Consider the following 15,098-nt stretch of genomic DNA (forward strand, 5'->3'; position numbering starts at 1 on the left):
AATAAAAAACACAGATATTTCTTTTTTTGTTTGTTGGTTTTTTTTTGTGTGTTGCGGTTTGTTGTGGGCGGGGGGGGGGGGGGGGCCGGCCCCCCCCCCCCCCCCCCCGGCTCACCGCGGGTGACTCGTCAGGTGACCCGTCATGGGGACCGACTCACCATCGGTACCAACGGCTCCGGCCACCGGCCGATGTGGTGCCGCGCATCAGGAAGCCGAGCACCCACAGCACCAGAACCACCAGCGCGATCCACCAGAGCAGCTTCACCGCGAAGCCGGCACCGAAGAGAACCAGGACAAGAAGCAGGACAAGCAGAATCGGAACCATGTTGTGAACCTCCTGCCCTCCGAGTAACCCGAAGACGGAGATTCAGACGTCCTTCCGGCACAGGATCTCCGCATGCAGGACGGAGAACCAGCCGTCCTCCTGACGCCCCCACTCCCGCCAGGCCTCGGACACGGCCCGCAGCTGCTCGGGGGTCGCGTGGCCGCCCTCCGTGGCCTGCTCGGCGTACGCCGACGCCAGCGTCCGGTCCGCCCACAGGCCGCTCCACCATGCCCGTTCCTCGGCGGTGGAGAAGGTCCAGGTGGACGAGGTCGCCGTGATGTCGGTCAGTCCCGCCGCCAGCGCCCAGGACTTCAGCCGCCGCCCGGCGTCCGGCTCGCCGCCGTTGGCCCGGGCCACCCGCCGGTAGAGGTCCAGCCAGTCGTCCATCCCTCGGGACGCCGGGTACCAGGTCATGGCCGCGTAGTCCCCGTCGCGGACGGCGATGAACCCGGTCGGTTTGGTGACCCGCTTCATCTCGCGCAGCGCCTGCACCGGATCGCTGACGTGCTGGAGCACCTGGTGGGCGTGGACCACGCAGAACGTGTCGTCCGGGAAGTCCAGCGCGTGGACGTCGGCGACCGCGAAGTCGACGTTGTCCAGGCCCCGTTCGGCCGCCGTCGCCCGCGCCTGCTCCAGGACGCCGGGCGCCTGGTCGACGCCGGTGACGTGTCCGTCGGGGACCAGCTCCGCCAGGTCGGCGGTGATCGTGCCGGGGCCGCAGCCGATGTCCAGGATCTTCATGTGCGGCTTCAGTGAACCGAGCAGGTAGGCCGCGGAGTTGGCGGCGGTCCGCCAGGTGTGCGAACGCAGCACCGACTCGTGGTGGCCGTGCGTGTAGACGGCGGTCTCCTGCGGCCTGGACATGGCTGGTCCCCTCTCGACGTACCTGCTCGCGAGGCGCTCGCGGCCCCGTCGGCGGTGCGTCTCACGGTACGCGCGCATGCCGAATGATGAGACCCGCATATTGCAATGTGGACTGACGGTCTGTCAGATTTTCTGAGACCCGTCAGTCCACATGGCGGCGAGGCGAGGGGATCACGGCAGCGGGCGGTAGACCCGCAGCGCGTGCGGCAGCTTCTCCAGGGTCACTCGGCCGGCCACCTCGGTGACCTCGCCGTCGTAGGCGAGGAGCGTCCCCGGAGCCACGCCGTCCAGGCGCAGGCGCGTGACCTGGACCGCCGCGTGCGCGGGGGAGCGGGTCAGCGGGCCCGCGACCGCCGCCGCGAGCAGCCGCAGCGCGGGGCGTCGGCCGCCGTGCACCACGCGGACGTCGAGCCGGCCGTCCGCGAGGTCGAGCCGGCGGCCCGGGGTCAGGCCCATCCGGTGGTAGGTGCCGTTGCCGACGAACAGCAGCCACAGCGGGTGGGCCTTGCCGCCGACCTCGGCCTGCAGCGGGTGCTGGTCCGTGCGCAGCACCCGCAGCGCCCCGAGCACCCCGGCCGGCCAGCCGCCGATCCGGTCCGACCAGCGCTCCCGCTCCCGCACCAGCTCCGGATAGACGCCCAGGCTGAACGTGTTGAGGAAGATGCCCTTGACGGCGCCCGCGTCGAACCGGGCGACGTCCACCCGCACGCCCTCGCCGCCCTGGATCGCGCGGGCCAGGGCGCGGGCGTCCTCCACGCCCAGGTCGTAGGCGAAGTGGTTGAGGGTGCCGCCGGGCAGTACGGCGAGCGGCAGGTCGTGGCGCAGGGCGATCTCGGCCGCCGTGTTCACCGTGCCGTCGCCGCCGCACACGCCGAGCACCGTGGCGCGGGCCGCCGCCTTCTCCAACTCGGCCTGTATGTCGGCCGGTTCGCTCTCGACGATCTCGGCCAGCGGCAGACTGTCACTCAGCGCGCGTACGCGGTCGGCGGTGCCCGAGGCGGTGTTGGCGACCATGACCAGACCCTCGCCGTCCGGCAGGGTCGGCATCTCGCTGCGGGGCCGGGCCGGCGACACCGACTGGACCCGGGTGGGCACCAGACCCCGTACGGCGAATCCGGCGATCGTGCCGAGGGCGGCGCCCGCCAGTACGTCGCTCGGGAAGTGGACGCCGGTGTAGACGCGGGACATCGCCACCGAGAAGGCGATCGGGCCGATCGCGGCGCCCCAGGAGGGCGACTCCAGGGCCACCCCGGTCGCGAAGGCCGCCGCCGACGCGGCGTGACCGGAGGGGAAGGACGTGGTGATCGGCTGCCGCTTCAGCTGCCGGGCGACCGGTACGGGGTCCAGGACGGGGCGCGGTCGCCGTATCGACCGCTTGCCGATGGTGTTGATGGTCAGCGAGGCGACGCTGAGGGAGGCGAGCCCGCGGGCGGCGGCGCGACGGGACCGCGGGGTGCGGGCCGCGGCCATCGCCGCCGCCGCGGCGAACCACAGCACACCGTGGTTCGCGGCTCGGCTCAGCCGCGGCAGGACGGGCTCCGCCGCCGGCCAGTTCCGCTCGGCAGCGAACTCGAACAGCCTGGAGTCGAGCGCGAGCAGCCGGTCCCGCAGCGGATGCAGGCCGGGCCTGGGAAGGGTGAGGTCGACGTCTGGGCTCATACGGTCCCGGCTACCCTGAACTCGCCGTTTCTTGTCCGGCGGACGGCAACCGACACCCGAAGGGTCCCCGCATGCGTCTGATTCTCGTCCGCCACGGCCAGACGCCGTCCAACGTCGCCTTCGTCCTCGACACGGCAATCCCGGGACCCGGTCTGACCGACCTGGGCCAGCAGCAGGCCGCCGCCCTGCCCGAGGCACTCGCCGACGAGGACATCGAGGCCCTCTACGCCTCCACCATGGTCCGTACGCAGCTCACGGCCGCCCCGCTGGCCGCCGCGCGGGGCCTGGACGTGGTCGTCCGGGCCGGCATCCGCGAGCTGTCCGCGGGCGACCTGGAGATGCTGCCGGGCGGCTCGGAGCGGGCCCAGATCTACATGCGCACGGTGTTCGCCTGGGCGGCCGGGGACACCGAGCTGAGGATGCCGGGCGGCGAGAACGGCGTCGAGGCGCTCGCCCGCTACGACGCGGTCGTCGCCGAGGCCGCCGACAGCGGGGCCGGGACGGTCGCCATGGTCAGCCACGGCGCGGCCATCCGGATGTGGACCGCGGCCCGCGCCGACAACGTCGACGTCCCCTTCGCCGCCGCCCACCCCCTCGACAACACCGGGGTCGTCGTCCTGGAGGGCTCGCCCACCGACGGCTGGAAGGCCGTCTCCTGGGCGGGCGCGGTGGTGACCCCGGCCGGCGAGGGCGGACCGGCCGGGCAGGCGCTGGGTTAGAGCCCGCGTTTCCGGAGCTTGGACCGGCGGGATAACGGTTTGCCCGACCCGCCGGGCGGCCCGCAGAATGCCTGTTCATGGGACATCTGGAAGCCGCACATCTTGAGTACTACCTCCCCGACGGGAGGGCGCTGCTCGGCGATGTGTCGTTCCGGGTGGGCGAAGGGGCCGTCGTCGCCCTGGTCGGGCCCAACGGCGCGGGCAAGACGACCCTGCTCCGGCTGATCTCCGGCGAGCTGAAACCGCACGGCGGGACGGTCACCGTCAGCGGCGGCCTCGGCGTGATGCGGCAGTTCGTGGGGTCCGTACGGGACGAGACGACCGTACGCGACCTGCTGGTGTCGGTCGCGCCGCCGCGGATCCAGGAGGCGGCCAAGGCCGTCGACCGGGCCGAGCACCTGATCATGACCGTCGACGACGAGGCGGCCCAACTCCAGTACGCGCAGGCCCTGTCCGACTGGGCCGAGGTGCACGGCTACGAGTTCGAGACGCTGTGGGACATGTGCACCATGGCCGCGCTCGGTGTGCCGTACGACAAGGCGCAGTTCCGGCAGGTGAGCACGCTCTCCGGCGGTGAGCAGAAGCGGCTGGTGCTGGAGGCGCTGCTGCGGGGCGCCGACGAGGTGCTGCTGCTCGACGAGCCGGACAACTACCTGGACGTGCCCGGCAAGCGGTGGCTGGAGGAGCGGCTGAAGGAGACCCGCAAGACGGTGCTCTTCGTCTCCCACGACCGTGAACTCCTCTCCCGTGCCGCCGAAAAGATCGTCTCCGTCGAGCCCTCGCCGGCCGGCGCGGACGCCTGGGTGCACGGCGCCGGTTTCGGCACGTACCACGAGGCCCGGCGTGAACGCTTCGCCCGCTTCGAGGAGTTGCGGCGCCGCTGGGACGAGAAGCACGCGCAGCTGAAGAAGCTGGTGCTGAATCTCCGTCAGGCGGCCTCCATCAGCCATGAGTTGGCCTCCCGCTACCAGGCGGCGCAGACCCGGCTGCGGAAGTTCGAGGAGGCGGGACCGCCGCCGGAGCCGCCGCGCGAGCAGGACATCACGATGCGGCTCAAGGGCGGCCGCACCGGCGTAAGGGCCGTCACCTGCAAGGGACTTGAGCTGACCGGTCTGATGAAGCCCTTCGACCTGGAGGTCTTCTACGGCGAGCGCGTCGCCGTCCTCGGCTCCAACGGCTCCGGCAAGTCGCACTTCCTGCGGCTGCTGGCCGGCGAGGAGGTGGCGCACACGGGGGAGTGGAAGCTGGGCGCGCGGGTGGTGCCGGGCCACTTCGCCCAGACCCACGCCCACCCCGAACTGCGGGGCCGCAAGCTCCTGGACATCCTGTGGTCGGAGCACTCCCAGGACCGGGGCGCCGCCTCGTCCCGACTGCGCCGCTACGAGCTGACGAACCAGGCCGAGCAGACCTTCGACCGCCTCTCCGGCGGCCAGCAGGCCCGCTTCCAGATCCTCCTGCTCGAACTGGAGGGCGTCACCGCCCTGCTCCTCGACGAGCCCACCGACAACCTCGACCTGGAGTCCGCCGAGGCGCTCCAGGAGGGCCTGGAGGCCTTCGACGGCACGGTCCTCGCGGTCACCCACGACCGCTGGTTCGCCCGCTCCTTCGACCGCTACCTGGTCTTCGGCAGCGACGGCCGGGTCCGTGAGACACCGGAGCCGGTGTGGGACGAGCGGCGGGTGGAGCGGGCCCGCTAGGCGAGAGGCCGGGCGGGGCCGCGTGCCCGGGGCGGGTCCGGGGTCGCTGTGCCGCTTCGGAGGACCGGGGGCGCGGTTGTTCGTACAGTGGATGAGGAGACGCCGGCTCCGCGGGCACCCTTCCGGAGCCGTACCCACGACGAGCGGGGCACCACGATGACCGGAGTCGAGCCCAGCCGACTGGACGACCAACAGCTCATGAAGGAGCTGGAGACGATCCACCGCACGCGTCACGACACCCTGCTGCACGGCTCCGTCGACGCCCTGCGGGCCCACAACGTCCGCATGGCGTCACTGGAGGGCGAGTTCCTGCGCCGCAATCCGGAGCGCATGGTCGCCGCGGGCCGCACACGCGAAGGCGCCCGGGAGCGGTCCTCCGGCGGCTGACCTACCCGCGCCGCTCGGGGTCCGCGGCGACGAGGGCGTCGGTCAGTTCCTGGACGGTGGTGTAGCGGGCCGTGTGCGGCAGGCGTGCCACCGGGTCGGCCAGGGCGTCGGGCGCGTGCGCGTCCTGGAGGGTGAGGGCCAGGGCGAGCGGGTCGGCCGGGAACGAGTGGCGGCCCAGATAGCGGGAGAGTTCCAGGCGGATCGCCTCCGGGGGCGCGGACGGGCTGCCGGGTGCGACCGGACCGCCCGCGAGCTCCGGGTCGTCCTCGGCGGCCGGCTCGGAGCCGTGCCACTCCTCGGCCTGTGCGGGACGGCCGGACCTGAGCAGGTCCCGGAGTTCGTGCTTCAACTCCTCGTCGCGGTGGGCGCTGAGCCGGTTGCTGCCTCGCTGCATGTGTCCCTCCTGGGTCTACGGACCGGATCTTCGGTGCGTGTGCGGCGCGTACCCGAACTGCGGTCGCCGACACGGGTGTTTGCCCGGAGAAGTCGAGGGCAGGCGGAGGTCAAGTGCTTCGGACCGGAGGCACGTCCGTGGGAAACGGCTCCATCGCCGCCCCGGCCGTGTCCGTCCGGATTCCGGCCGCGATTCCCACGGTGACCTTCACCCAAAGCAGCACCGAGGGAGTTGCGACGCAACCATGCCCACCAAAGTGAGCGCGAAGCACCACCCGCACGACGACGCCCCCGACACCGCGGAGGCCTTCCGTACGCTCGCCGCGCTGCCCGCGGGGCAGCAACGGGACACCCTGCGCGAGAAGTTGGTCGAGGCCTGGCTGCCGATGGCCGACCGGCTCGCGGGACGCTTCCGCAGCCGCGGTGAGAGCTTCGAGGACTTGCGCCAGGTCGCGGCCCTCGGCCTGGTCAAGGCCGTCGACCGGTACGACCCCGCGCTGGGGAACGCCTTCGAGAGCTACGCCGTGCCGACCATCACCGGCGAGATCAAGCGGCACTTCCGGGACCATATGTGGACCGTGCACGTGCCGCGCCGTGTCCAGGACCTGCGCAACCGGGTCCGGTTCGCCAGCCAGGACCTGTCCCAGACCATCTCGGGCCGCCGCCCCACCGTCGCGGAGATCGCCGCGCAGGCGAACATGAGTGAGGAGGACGCGCGGGCAGGACTTGAGGCGCTGGAGAGCTTCACGGCGCTCTCGCTCGACGCGGAGCTGCCCGGCAGCAACGACGGCTACTCCCTGAGCGACGCGCTCGGCGCGCCCGACGGCCGACTGGACACGGTGGTGGACCGCGAGGCCGTCGCGCCCCGCCTGGCCGCCCTGCCCGAGCGCGAGCGGACCATCCTCTACATGCGGTTCTTCGACGACATGACCCAGAGCCGCATCGCCGAGCAGCTGGGCATCTCCCAGATGCACGTCTCCCGGCTCATCAACCGCTGCTGCAGCCAGGTGCGCGACCAGGTCATGAGCGGCGCGGCCTAGACCCCGGGGGCGCGGTGGCATGGGGCCAGGGGGTCGCCGGGCAGGGGCAGGGGGTCGCGGGCCGTCGGGCCCGCGGGGGAGCACCTCGCATGTCACCCGGTCGGCCGTGCGCGTCCCGCGAATGGTGTCCGGCCGCGCGCGCGGCGCCGTCGGGCGGGCTGTGATGGCTGCGGGGGCACGAACTCCGTGTCCCCGCAGCCGCCGGCCGAAGGAGCCCTTCCCATGCGCCGCACCGCCCGTGTCCTGTCCGCCGCCGCCCTGGCCGGTGCCGCGCTCGGCGCCGCCGCCTCGGCCGCCTTCGCGGACCCGGCCGCGGAGGTCAGCCCGAGCAACGTCTCACCGGGCGGCAGCGTCACCGTCTCGGTCTCCTGCGACGCCACGAGCGGGCCCGCGCCCGCCACCCTGGACGCCACCTCGCAGGCCTTCGACGACGGCACCGTGCAACTCCAGCGCGTGGCCGGCAACGACGACACGATCGCCGGGCCCGCCTACCGCGGCACCGCCCGCATCGCCCCCGCCGACGACTTCCCGGACCGCGGCCCCAGCGCGGTGACCCGGGACTCCGCGTGGACCGTCGACGGCACCTGCCCGGCGGCACCCGGCGGCCAGGGCAAGGCCTGGAGCGCCACCTTCACCGTGACCCGCAGCGGCGGAGGTGGCGGCGACGGCGGCGGCCGGACCTGCGCCGAACCCCACGCCCAGACCTGGGCCGAGCCGCGCACCGAAGACTGCGCCGCCGCCCCGGTCCAGCGGGGCGTCCAGGCCGGCGAGGGCGGCACGTTCACCGACTCCGTGCCCGCCCTGGTCGCCGGGGGCGTCCTGATCGCGGGCGGCCTGGGCGCCGCCGCCTACCGGCTGCGCCACCGGGGCGCCGCCGTGGACAGGTGACCCCGCGGCCCGCGTCCGGCACCGCCCGGGTGACCGGAGCAACCCTGCCGACACCTCTCGGCGTCAGTCACGCCGGGTGCACGGCACCCGACGGCACGACCCGCCTCGTACGCACCGCTCGGCACCGGGTGTGGCGGCGGGGACGGGGACAGCGCGTCGGGCGAGGACGGGGAGGCGGCTTACCAGGCGCGGACGCACCGGACGGGGGGACGGGGATGGACACGGGGCCGGGGGCGCAGACGAGGCCGGGGGAGGACGGACGCCCCACGGTCTCCGAGGGCGACCGACACGGCAGCAGGCACGGCGCGGAGGTACGTATGCGGCGGACGGCCCCGGAAGGCCACGGTCCCGTGCGCTACGGGCCGCACCTCCCCGAGGACGGGCTGCCCGTGCTGCCCGAACTCGGCGCCCGGCTCGCGGCCGCGGCGACCACCGCCGACGGGGAGCCGGTCGGCGGCGGCGCCGCGCTGCGGGAGGCCGCCTGCGGCTACTGGCAGCGCCGCGGACTGCCCGTCGAACCCGCCGGAGTCGCCGCAGGACCCGGCGCCCCCGCCCTGCTGCTCGCGCTGACCGCCGCGCTCGGCGGCGACGTCCTGGTGCCCCGGCCGTGCGCCTCCTGGTGGGCGCCGTACGCACGACTGCTGGGCCGGCCCGTCTTCCATGTGGCGACGCCGGCCGAGTGCGGGGGTGTGCCGGATCCGTACGCCCTGCTGGAGACCGTGCGCCGGGTGCGGGCCGAGGGCGGTGATCCGCGGCTGCTCGTGCTGTCCGTCGCCGACGACCCGACCGCGACCGTGGCGCCGCCCGACGTGCTGCACGCGTGCGTGGAGGCCGCCGTCGAGGAGGGCCTGCACGTCGTCAGCGACGAGACCTGGCGCGACACCGTGCACGCCCCGCACGACTCCGTGCAGCTCAGCCCCGCCGAGATGCGGCCCGACCGGGTCACCGTCGTCACCGACCTGGCCGGCGCCCTGCTGCCGGCGGGCTGGCCGGCCGCGATCGCCCGCTTCCCGGCAGACGAGGCCGGAACCGCCCTCCACGCGCGCGTGCTCGACGTACTCACCGCCATGGGCGCCCATATCGCCGGTCCGGTGGCCGCGCCGGCCGCGTACGCCCTGACGGAACCCGCGCCGGTCACCGCGCGCCTCGCCGCCGCCGTACGCCTCCACGCGCGCGTGGCCGCCGCCGCGCACCACGCCGTCGTCGAGGCCGGCGCGGTGTCCCGTCCCCCGCAGGCGGGCCGCCACCTGTACGTCGACCTGGACCCGCTGCGCCCCGCGCTCACCGCGCACGGCGTGGGCGACGCCCAGGAGCTGGAGGACTTCCTCACCGCCCGGCTCGGCATGCCCGCGCCCGGCGGTCACCGCTTCGGCGACGAACTCGGCGCCCTGCGCGTCCGGTTGTCCACCGGCCCGCTGCTGGGCCGTACGGACGACGAACGCGCGGAATGCCTCACGTCACCCACGCCGTTGGAACTGCCACACGTGCAACGCGCGTTGATCCGACTGAAGTCGGTCTTCGACGATCTCCGCGACGACGCTCAGCGATGGGAGCCTCCTCGATGACGCAGCAGTCAGAGTCGACCACCACGAGTACGGCCATGAGTGCGAGTACGGCCACCAGGGGTGCCGGCGATCCGGCCGCCCTGTCCTCCACGTCACCGCAGACATCCATGCCTTCCGCGCTTCCGATGACACCGTTGTCCCCGCTGGCACCGCCGCCGCCCTCCCCGCCCCTCGCCGAGCCCCGTCCGCTGGGCGAGCGGCGGGTGTGGCCGCGGACCTTCCACGACCGACTGACCGCCCCGCTGCCCGGCCTCAAGGCCACGGCCCGATTCGCCCGCGAGGGTTCCGTGCGCCCCGGGCGCGAGGGCCTCGCCGACATCCCCCGGCTCCCCTTCGAACCCGGCCCGCTGCCCCGAGTCGACGCCCGCACGATCGCCGTCTCCTGGGCGGGACACGCCAGTTGGGTCGTCCGGATCGGCGGCCTCACCGTCCTCACCGACCCGGTCTGGTCCCGCCGCATCCTCGGCACGCCCGCCCGCATCACCCCGGTCGGCGTCGCCTGGAGCGCCCTGCCGCGCATCGACGCGGTCGTCATCAGCCACAACCACTACGACCACCTGGACGCCCCCACCCTGCGCCGACTCCCGCGCGACACCCCGGTGTTCGTGCCGGCGGGACTCGCACGCTGGTTCCGCCGCCGCAGATTCACCGCCGTGACGGAACTGGACTGGTGGGAGGCGGCCGAACTGGGCGGCGTGCGCTTCGACTTCGTCCCCGCCCACCACTGGTCCAAGCGCTCCCTCACCGACACCTGCCGCACGCTGTGGGGCGGTTGGGTGCTGACCGCCCGCGACGGACAGCGCGTGTACTTCGCAGGCGACACGGGGTACGGCCACTGGTTCGACCGTATCGGCCGCCGCTATCCGGGCATCGATCTCGCGTTGCTGCCCATCGGTGCCTATGACCCCCGCTGGTGGCTCAGCGACGTCCACTGCGACCCCGAGGAGGCGGTCCGCGCGGCTCAAGACCTCGGCGCTCGCCGGATGGCCCCGATGCACTGGGGCACGTTCGTCCTCTCCGCCGAGCCGGTCCTGGAACCGCTGACCCGAGTGCGCACGGCCTGGGAGAAGGCGGGTCTCGCGCGGGAAGACCTGTGGGATCTGCCGGTGGGTGGGTCGCGCGTGCTGGGGGAGTGAGCGGAGAGATCGGCGAACACAGGCCTCTACGGTCCGAGGAACGCTCGGATCGTGGGGGCCGTCGCGCGGGCCAGGTCCTCGGCGGTGCGGAGTTCTCCGTCGATCCGGACTGTGGCCAGTTCGCCGCGCGGGAGAGTCGCGGCGGCCTCCTCGGCCAACGCGGTCGGGTGGCGAGGGTCGGTGCCGGGGAAGACCAGGGTCGGCGCGGTGATCGTGGCCAGTTCGGCGACGCTGCGGAAGGAACGGTCGTGGCCGATCGCCGCCGCGGCCACGATGCTGGCGGGGTCGGAGCGCGGGATCGCGTCGCGCACCATGTCCTCGACGACGGGAGGGAACGCGGCGAGGATCGGCGCCCAGCCCGCCTCGATGCCGTCGGCCGCGACCCGCTCGGCGAACGCTTCGAGGAACCGGATCTCCGCCTCCTTCGCCTCGTCGTCCTCGATGTCCTCGACCCCGATCAGCACGGCGGCCCGCACGCGTGCCGGGTACGCGGCCGCGGTCCTGAGCGTGATCGTGGACCCGATACCCGCACCGGCCAACACGGTGTCCGGGAGCCCGAGATGATCGAGGAGCCCGATCACATCCTCGGTGTACCGGTCCCAGGTGAAGCACCCCGGATCCCGGCACACCGACCGTCCGTACCCCCGCAGGTCGGGCAGGACCACCAGCCAACGGTCGGCGAGCAACTCGGCCAACGGCACCATGCTCCGGTGATCGGGCCCACCCGCGTGCAGAAGAACCAGGGGCGGGCCGTCGCCCAACGTGGTGGCGTACAGGACGCAGCCGTCCCCGGCCCGATAGCTGATCTGTGGCATCGCCCGAACGTAGCCCGCCGACCCCCGAGCCGGGTACGCGCCGACCCGCCGACAGATACCGCGTTCCCGCCACGCCGCGCGCGGAGCCCAGGGGCGATACGCCAGCGCCTGAGCCGCGTTCTGCCTCCGCGCCCTGGAGTCTGTGCGAGCCGCCGCAGCATCCGAACCGCGCTGCGCCCTCCGTCCCCGCTGCCCGGGTGCGTCGCGACGACCCGGTGGCCCGGCCGCATGCGGTTCCCTCAGCCTCATTGCACCGAAGGGGCGCCGTAAGACACCCCGCCCTACGCCGTCCTAGGCCTCCGCACCCGCCGCCAAAGGCTCGGCGCCGTGCTGATCACCACCGTCAGGGCGACCGCGGCGACCACGCCCTCCCAGGGCTCGTTGAAGAGGGAGCCGCCGAGGACGCCGATGAGTTGGTAGGTGGCGGCCCAGGCAAGGCAGGCCGGGAGGTTGCCGCGGGCGAAGCGGCGCATCGGCCAGCGGGCCAGGAGGCAGGCCAGCATGACCGGGAGGCGGCCCGCCGGGACCAGACGGGACAGGATCAGCACCGCCACCCCGTGGTCGGCCAGTTTCTCCTGCGCCTGGGTGAGGCGCTCCTCCGGCGCCCTGGAGCGGATCGCCTCCAGCCAGCGCGAACCGTTCTTCGAGTGCAGGCCCCGCCGGCCCAGCCAGTACAGCGTCGCGTCCCCGAGGAACGCGGCCAGCGAGGCCGTCACGAAGACCAGCACCATCGCGAGCGGCGCGGTCTGGTGGAAGGCGACCACGGCCGCCGAACTCACCAGCGCCCCCGTCGGCACCACCGGCACCAGCGCCCCGAGCAGCACCAGCAGGAACAGCGTCGGGTACCCGATCGCCTGCTGCGCGGTCTCGGGCGCGGTCGTCGTCGAGGCCGCGGCCAGCGCTATCACCGGGCGACCCCCACGCGCACACTCTCCCCGTGCCCGAGCAGATGCACGGCCACGTCGGGCGCGCGCTCGGCCGCGATGCGGACGAACTCCTCGCCGGGGGCGTGGAATTCATGGGGCCGTACCGCGTCCATCCCGATCGGCCAGTACGTGCCGTAGTGCACCGGCACCGCACTGCGCGGCGCCAGCCGGGCCAGCGCCTCGACCGCGCGCCCGGCGTCCAGATGCCCCTCGCCGAGATGCGGGCCCCAGCCGCCGACCGGGAGCAGCGCCACGTCGACCGGCCCGACCTCCTTGGCCATCGCGTCGAACAGGCCGGTGTCCCCGGCGAAATACGTCCGCGCCTCGCCCTCGACGACGTAGCCGAGCGCGGGCGAGCGGTGCGGGCCGACCGGCAGCCGCCGTCCGTCGTGCCGCGCCGGCACCACCCGTACCGCCACCTCGCCCACCGGGATCACGTCCCCGGCCGCCACCTCGGTCACCGACAGGTGCGTGAGCCGGCGCAGCCCCGGCACCGCCCGTGGTGCGCCCCGGGGCACCAGCAGGCGCGTGCCCGGATCGAGCCGCTCAAGGGAGGGAACGTGCAGGTGGTCGGCGTGCAGATGGGAGACCAGGACCAGGTCCGCGCGCCGCGCGTCGGCCGTCGGGACCGCCCCGCGCCGGCGGCGCAGATGCGCGAGCCGGCGTGCGAACAGGGGATCGGTGAGCACACGTACGCCCGAGTCCGCGACCGTGCAGGTGGCGTGACCCCACCAGGTGATCTCCACCGGCACCTCTTTGCCTCCTTCGCGCGACTCCCCGAAGCCTACGGGCTGGAGTAGGGTCGGCGGCGAAACCCGGAGGTGAGGGGGACGCCATGGGACCGGTGCGGGTCACTGCGATCGCGAGTCTGACGCCGCTCGAAGAGCTGGACGACGATCCCTTCCTGGTGGACTCCCGCAGCCAGCACGCCATGTGTGCCCGCTGGGCCGCCGAGCGGGGCTACATCGTCAGCCGGGAGCTGCTGGTCCGGGGACTGCGGGCCGACCACTGCGTGCTGTGGGACGGGGTCCGTCCCGGGTCCGACCTGTTCGTGGCGCCCAGCCGCCGGGTCCTGGAGAGCGCGCTGTCGTCCGTCGAGGAGTTCACAGCGGAGTGCGCGCGACGCGGGGTGCGGGTGGAGACCGTGGGATCCGCGGAGCCCGCCTACGACGCGCAGATGAAGGCGCGGGTGCACCGCCGCCTGTCGATGCCGACGGCCGGATACGACGGCCGCTGACGCGAATCAGGCGGATCCGGTCGGGAAACCGGTCGGTCCGGGCCGTGTGGCAGGGTAGGGAGACAGGGGCCCGCTCCGGCGTCGGGCCGGGACGTGAGGTGGCAGGGCGTGCGTGGCGGGCGTTGGCGGCGGATCGCCAGTCAGATGGGGCGCAGCATCGCCGTGTGGGCCGTCTCCACGGTCACCATGCTCGTGCTCGCCGGGATCCTGCCCGACTTCCAGATCCAGTCGCCGGACGGCGACAGCGCGACCCGGATAGCGGTCACCGCGGCGTTCGCCGCCGGCGCGTTCGGTCTGCTGTCGGCGCTGGTGTGGCCGCTGCTCGTACGGCTGCTGCTGCTCGTACCCGCTCTGGTCCTGGGCCTGTTGGTGTTCGTGCTCAACGGGTCCCTGCTGCTGATCGCGCTGCGGATCAATCCGTCGGGACGGGGCGAGGTGGCTCCGGAGACCGCCGTCGTGGTGGCCGCCGTGATGTCGGCCGTCGCCTCCGCCACCGGCGGTGCGCTGGCCGTGCGCGACGACGACGCCTACCGGCGCCGCCTCTACCGGCTCGCCGACCGCCGCCGCGACCGCCCGACCGGTCCGTCCAGCCCCGGCACCGTCTTCCTGCAACTCGACGGCGTCGGCCACGACGTCCTGCTCGCCGCCGTCGGCAAGGGCCTGATGCCGACCGTCGCCGGCTGGTTGGAGGGCAGCCACCGGCTCACCCAGTGGCGCACCGACTGGTCCAGCCAGACCGGCGCCAGCCAGCTGGGCATCCTGCACGGCAGCAACTTCGACGTGCCCGCCTTCCGCTGGTACGAGAAGGACACCCGCGAGGTCATGGTCTGCAACCGGCCGACCAGCGCCGCCGAACTCCAGCGCCGGGCCGTCGAGCGCACCGGTGACGGCGGTCTGCTCAGCGCCGACGGTGCCAGCCGCGGCAACCTGTTCAGCGGCGGCGCCGACGAACAGGCACTCGTCCTGTCCATCGCCACCCGCAGGCGTGGCCGCGAGAACCGGTCCAGGGCGGGCTACTTCGCGTACTTCTCCGACCCCGCAAACGCCGTGCGCACCGCGATGTCCTTCGTCGCCGAGGTCGGCCGCGAGATCGGCCAGTCCACCCGCACCCGCGTCTGCAAGCAGCGCCCGCGCGTCAAGCGCGGTGGCCTCTACCCCCTCGTCCGCGCCTTCGCGACCGTCGTCGAACGTGACGTTGTGGTCGCCGCGGTGATGGGCGACATGTTCGCCGGGCGCACCTCCGTCTACGCGGACCTGGTGGCGTACGACGAGGTGGCGCACCACTCCGGGCCGCACAGCCGGGACGCCGAGAAGGTCCTCGCCCGGCTCGACCGCTCGCTCGCGCTGATCCTTGGCGTCCATCAGCATCTCGGGCCGCGGCGGGCAGCCCGGGAGATAGATGTCGACCGGCACGATGTGGTCGACGCCCTGGACGATCGCGTAGTTG

15 protein-coding genes and 2 pseudogenes are annotated in these 15,098 nt (G+C 73.5%); 9 read left to right on the plus strand and 8 right to left on the minus strand.

The genetic code is table 11. From position 1 onward, the window contains the following. Positions 1–154 precede the first annotated feature (154 nt). The 3 genes from ACWDR3_RS43705 to ACWDR3_RS43715 form a co-directional block, all read right to left on the minus strand. Positions 155–325 (minus strand): hydrophobic protein, encoded by a 171-nt coding sequence (locus ACWDR3_RS43705; protein ID WP_280874305.1) that lies wholly within the window; start codon positions 323–325, stop codon positions 155–157. A 42-nt stretch (positions 326–367) separates the two neighbouring features. Then, entirely contained in the window at positions 368–1,189 is an 822-nt protein-coding gene (locus ACWDR3_RS43710; protein ID WP_450358268.1) for a class I SAM-dependent methyltransferase, read from the minus strand. A 171-nt stretch (positions 1,190–1,360) separates the two neighbouring features. Further along, positions 1,361–2,848 (minus strand): phosphatase PAP2 family protein, encoded by a 1,488-nt coding sequence (locus ACWDR3_RS43715; RefSeq protein WP_450358269.1) that lies wholly within the window; start codon positions 2,846–2,848, stop codon positions 1,361–1,363. Between the two features lie 71 nt (positions 2,849–2,919). Here ACWDR3_RS43715 and ACWDR3_RS43720 point away from each other — a divergent pair, with 71 nt between their 5' ends. The 3 genes from ACWDR3_RS43720 to ACWDR3_RS43730 all read left to right on the plus strand — a co-directional run bounded on the left by ACWDR3_RS43720 (position 2,920) and on the right by ACWDR3_RS43730 (position 5,651). Beyond that, entirely contained in the window at positions 2,920–3,567 is a 648-nt protein-coding gene (locus tag ACWDR3_RS43720; RefSeq protein WP_450358270.1) for a histidine phosphatase family protein, read from the plus strand. Between the two features lie 77 nt (positions 3,568–3,644). Next, complete coding sequence (locus tag ACWDR3_RS43725) at positions 3,645–5,264, plus strand: ABC-F family ATP-binding cassette domain-containing protein (protein ID WP_450358271.1); 1,620 nt, start codon at positions 3,645–3,647, stop codon at positions 5,262–5,264. A 156-nt stretch (positions 5,265–5,420) separates the two neighbouring features. Next, positions 5,421–5,651: a DUF6158 family protein gene (locus ACWDR3_RS43730; protein ID WP_450358272.1), complete on the plus strand. Its 231-nt coding sequence runs from the start codon at positions 5,421–5,423 to the stop codon at positions 5,649–5,651. Between the two features lies 1 nt (position 5,652). On the opposite strand, the gene ACWDR3_RS43735 is transcribed toward ACWDR3_RS43730, so the two are convergent. Next, positions 5,653–6,045, minus strand: coding sequence for a DUF2795 domain-containing protein (locus tag ACWDR3_RS43735; protein WP_450358273.1), 393 nt, complete (start codon positions 6,043–6,045; stop codon positions 5,653–5,655). Positions 6,046–6,289: 244 nt separating this feature from the next. Between ACWDR3_RS43735 and ACWDR3_RS43740 the strand changes: the two genes are divergently transcribed. The 4 genes from ACWDR3_RS43740 to ACWDR3_RS43755 all read left to right on the plus strand — a co-directional run bounded on the left by ACWDR3_RS43740 (position 6,290) and on the right by ACWDR3_RS43755 (position 10,673). Beyond that, the gene (locus ACWDR3_RS43740) at positions 6,290–7,084 is read left to right on the plus strand and encodes an RNA polymerase sigma factor SigF (RefSeq protein ID WP_450358274.1); all 795 of its coding nucleotides are present in this window, start codon (positions 6,290–6,292) and stop codon (positions 7,082–7,084) included. A gap of 222 nt (positions 7,085–7,306) precedes the next feature. Beyond that, the gene (locus ACWDR3_RS43745) at positions 7,307–7,972 is read left to right on the plus strand and encodes a hypothetical protein (RefSeq protein ID WP_450358275.1); all 666 of its coding nucleotides are present in this window, start codon (positions 7,307–7,309) and stop codon (positions 7,970–7,972) included. Positions 7,973–8,289: 317 nt separating this feature from the next. Continuing rightward, a complete protein-coding gene (locus ACWDR3_RS43750) occupies positions 8,290–9,537 on the plus strand; it encodes an aminotransferase class I/II-fold pyridoxal phosphate-dependent enzyme (RefSeq protein ID WP_450358276.1) in 1,248 nt (415 codons plus the stop codon). Next, positions 9,534–10,673, plus strand: coding sequence for an MBL fold metallo-hydrolase (locus ACWDR3_RS43755; protein ID WP_450358277.1), 1,140 nt, complete (start codon positions 9,534–9,536; stop codon positions 10,671–10,673). Before ACWDR3_RS43750 ends, ACWDR3_RS43755 begins: the two co-directional genes overlap by 4 nt. Positions 10,674–10,699: 26 nt before the next feature. Here ACWDR3_RS43755 and ACWDR3_RS43760 read toward each other — a convergent pair whose 3' ends face one another. The 3 genes from ACWDR3_RS43760 to ACWDR3_RS43770 all read right to left on the minus strand — a co-directional run bounded on the left by ACWDR3_RS43760 (position 10,700) and on the right by ACWDR3_RS43770 (position 13,166). Further along, positions 10,700–11,488 (minus strand): alpha/beta fold hydrolase, encoded by a 789-nt coding sequence (locus tag ACWDR3_RS43760; RefSeq protein WP_450358278.1) that lies wholly within the window; start codon positions 11,486–11,488, stop codon positions 10,700–10,702. Positions 11,489–11,769: 281 nt separating this feature from the next. Continuing rightward, a complete protein-coding gene (locus ACWDR3_RS43765) occupies positions 11,770–12,396 on the minus strand; it encodes a DedA family protein (protein ID WP_450358279.1) in 627 nt (208 codons plus the stop codon). Further along, the gene (locus tag ACWDR3_RS43770; protein ID WP_450358280.1) at positions 12,393–13,166 is read right to left on the minus strand and encodes an MBL fold metallo-hydrolase; all 774 of its coding nucleotides are present in this window, start codon (positions 13,164–13,166) and stop codon (positions 12,393–12,395) included. The genes ACWDR3_RS43765 and ACWDR3_RS43770 overlap by 4 nt, the downstream gene beginning before the upstream one ends. Before the next feature lie 83 nt (positions 13,167–13,249). Here ACWDR3_RS43770 and ACWDR3_RS43775 point away from each other — a divergent pair, with 83 nt between their 5' ends. Both ACWDR3_RS43775 and ACWDR3_RS43780 read left to right on the plus strand, forming a co-directional pair. Then, a complete protein-coding gene (locus ACWDR3_RS43775; protein ID WP_124001770.1) occupies positions 13,250–13,651 on the plus strand; it encodes a hypothetical protein in 402 nt (133 codons plus the stop codon). Between the two features lie 144 nt (positions 13,652–13,795). Further along, positions 13,796–15,019: pseudogene (locus ACWDR3_RS43780) on the plus strand (phage holin family protein); the annotation flags it as partial. Here ACWDR3_RS43780 and ACWDR3_RS43785 read toward each other — a convergent pair. Further along, positions 15,005–15,098, minus strand: a pseudogene (locus tag ACWDR3_RS43785) (NADH-quinone oxidoreductase subunit B family protein); the annotation flags it as partial. The pseudogenes ACWDR3_RS43780 and ACWDR3_RS43785 sit on opposite strands and share 15 nt — an antisense overlap.

This window comes from Streptomyces sp. NPDC001002, from assembly GCF_053599215.1.

Excerpts from the sequence above, each read along its gene's own strand:
- ACWDR3_RS43705 (WP_280874305.1), bottom strand. The coding sequence starts at position 325 with ATGGTTCCGATTCTGCTTGTCCTGCTTCTTGTCCTGGTTCTCTTCGGT.
- ACWDR3_RS43710 (WP_450358268.1), bottom strand. The coding sequence starts at position 1,189 with ATGTCCAGGCCGCAGGAGACCGCCGTCTACACGCACGGCCACCACGAG.
- ACWDR3_RS43715 (WP_450358269.1), bottom strand. The coding sequence starts at position 2,848 with ATGAGCCCAGACGTCGACCTCACCCTTCCCAGGCCCGGCCTGCATCCG.
- ACWDR3_RS43720 (WP_450358270.1), top strand. The coding sequence starts at position 2,920 with ATGCGTCTGATTCTCGTCCGCCACGGCCAGACGCCGTCCAACGTCGCC.
- ACWDR3_RS43725 (WP_450358271.1), top strand. The coding sequence starts at position 3,645 with ATGGGACATCTGGAAGCCGCACATCTTGAGTACTACCTCCCCGACGGG.
- ACWDR3_RS43730 (WP_450358272.1), top strand. The coding sequence starts at position 5,421 with ATGACCGGAGTCGAGCCCAGCCGACTGGACGACCAACAGCTCATGAAG.
- ACWDR3_RS43735 (WP_450358273.1), bottom strand. The coding sequence starts at position 6,045 with ATGCAGCGAGGCAGCAACCGGCTCAGCGCCCACCGCGACGAGGAGTTG.
- ACWDR3_RS43740 (WP_450358274.1), top strand. The coding sequence starts at position 6,290 with ATGCCCACCAAAGTGAGCGCGAAGCACCACCCGCACGACGACGCCCCC.
- ACWDR3_RS43745 (WP_450358275.1), top strand. The coding sequence starts at position 7,307 with ATGCGCCGCACCGCCCGTGTCCTGTCCGCCGCCGCCCTGGCCGGTGCC.
- ACWDR3_RS43750 (WP_450358276.1), top strand. The coding sequence starts at position 8,290 with ATGCGGCGGACGGCCCCGGAAGGCCACGGTCCCGTGCGCTACGGGCCG.
- ACWDR3_RS43755 (WP_450358277.1), top strand. The coding sequence starts at position 9,534 with ATGACGCAGCAGTCAGAGTCGACCACCACGAGTACGGCCATGAGTGCG.
- ACWDR3_RS43760 (WP_450358278.1), bottom strand. The coding sequence starts at position 11,488 with ATGCCACAGATCAGCTATCGGGCCGGGGACGGCTGCGTCCTGTACGCC.
- ACWDR3_RS43775 (WP_124001770.1), top strand. The coding sequence starts at position 13,250 with ATGGGACCGGTGCGGGTCACTGCGATCGCGAGTCTGACGCCGCTCGAA.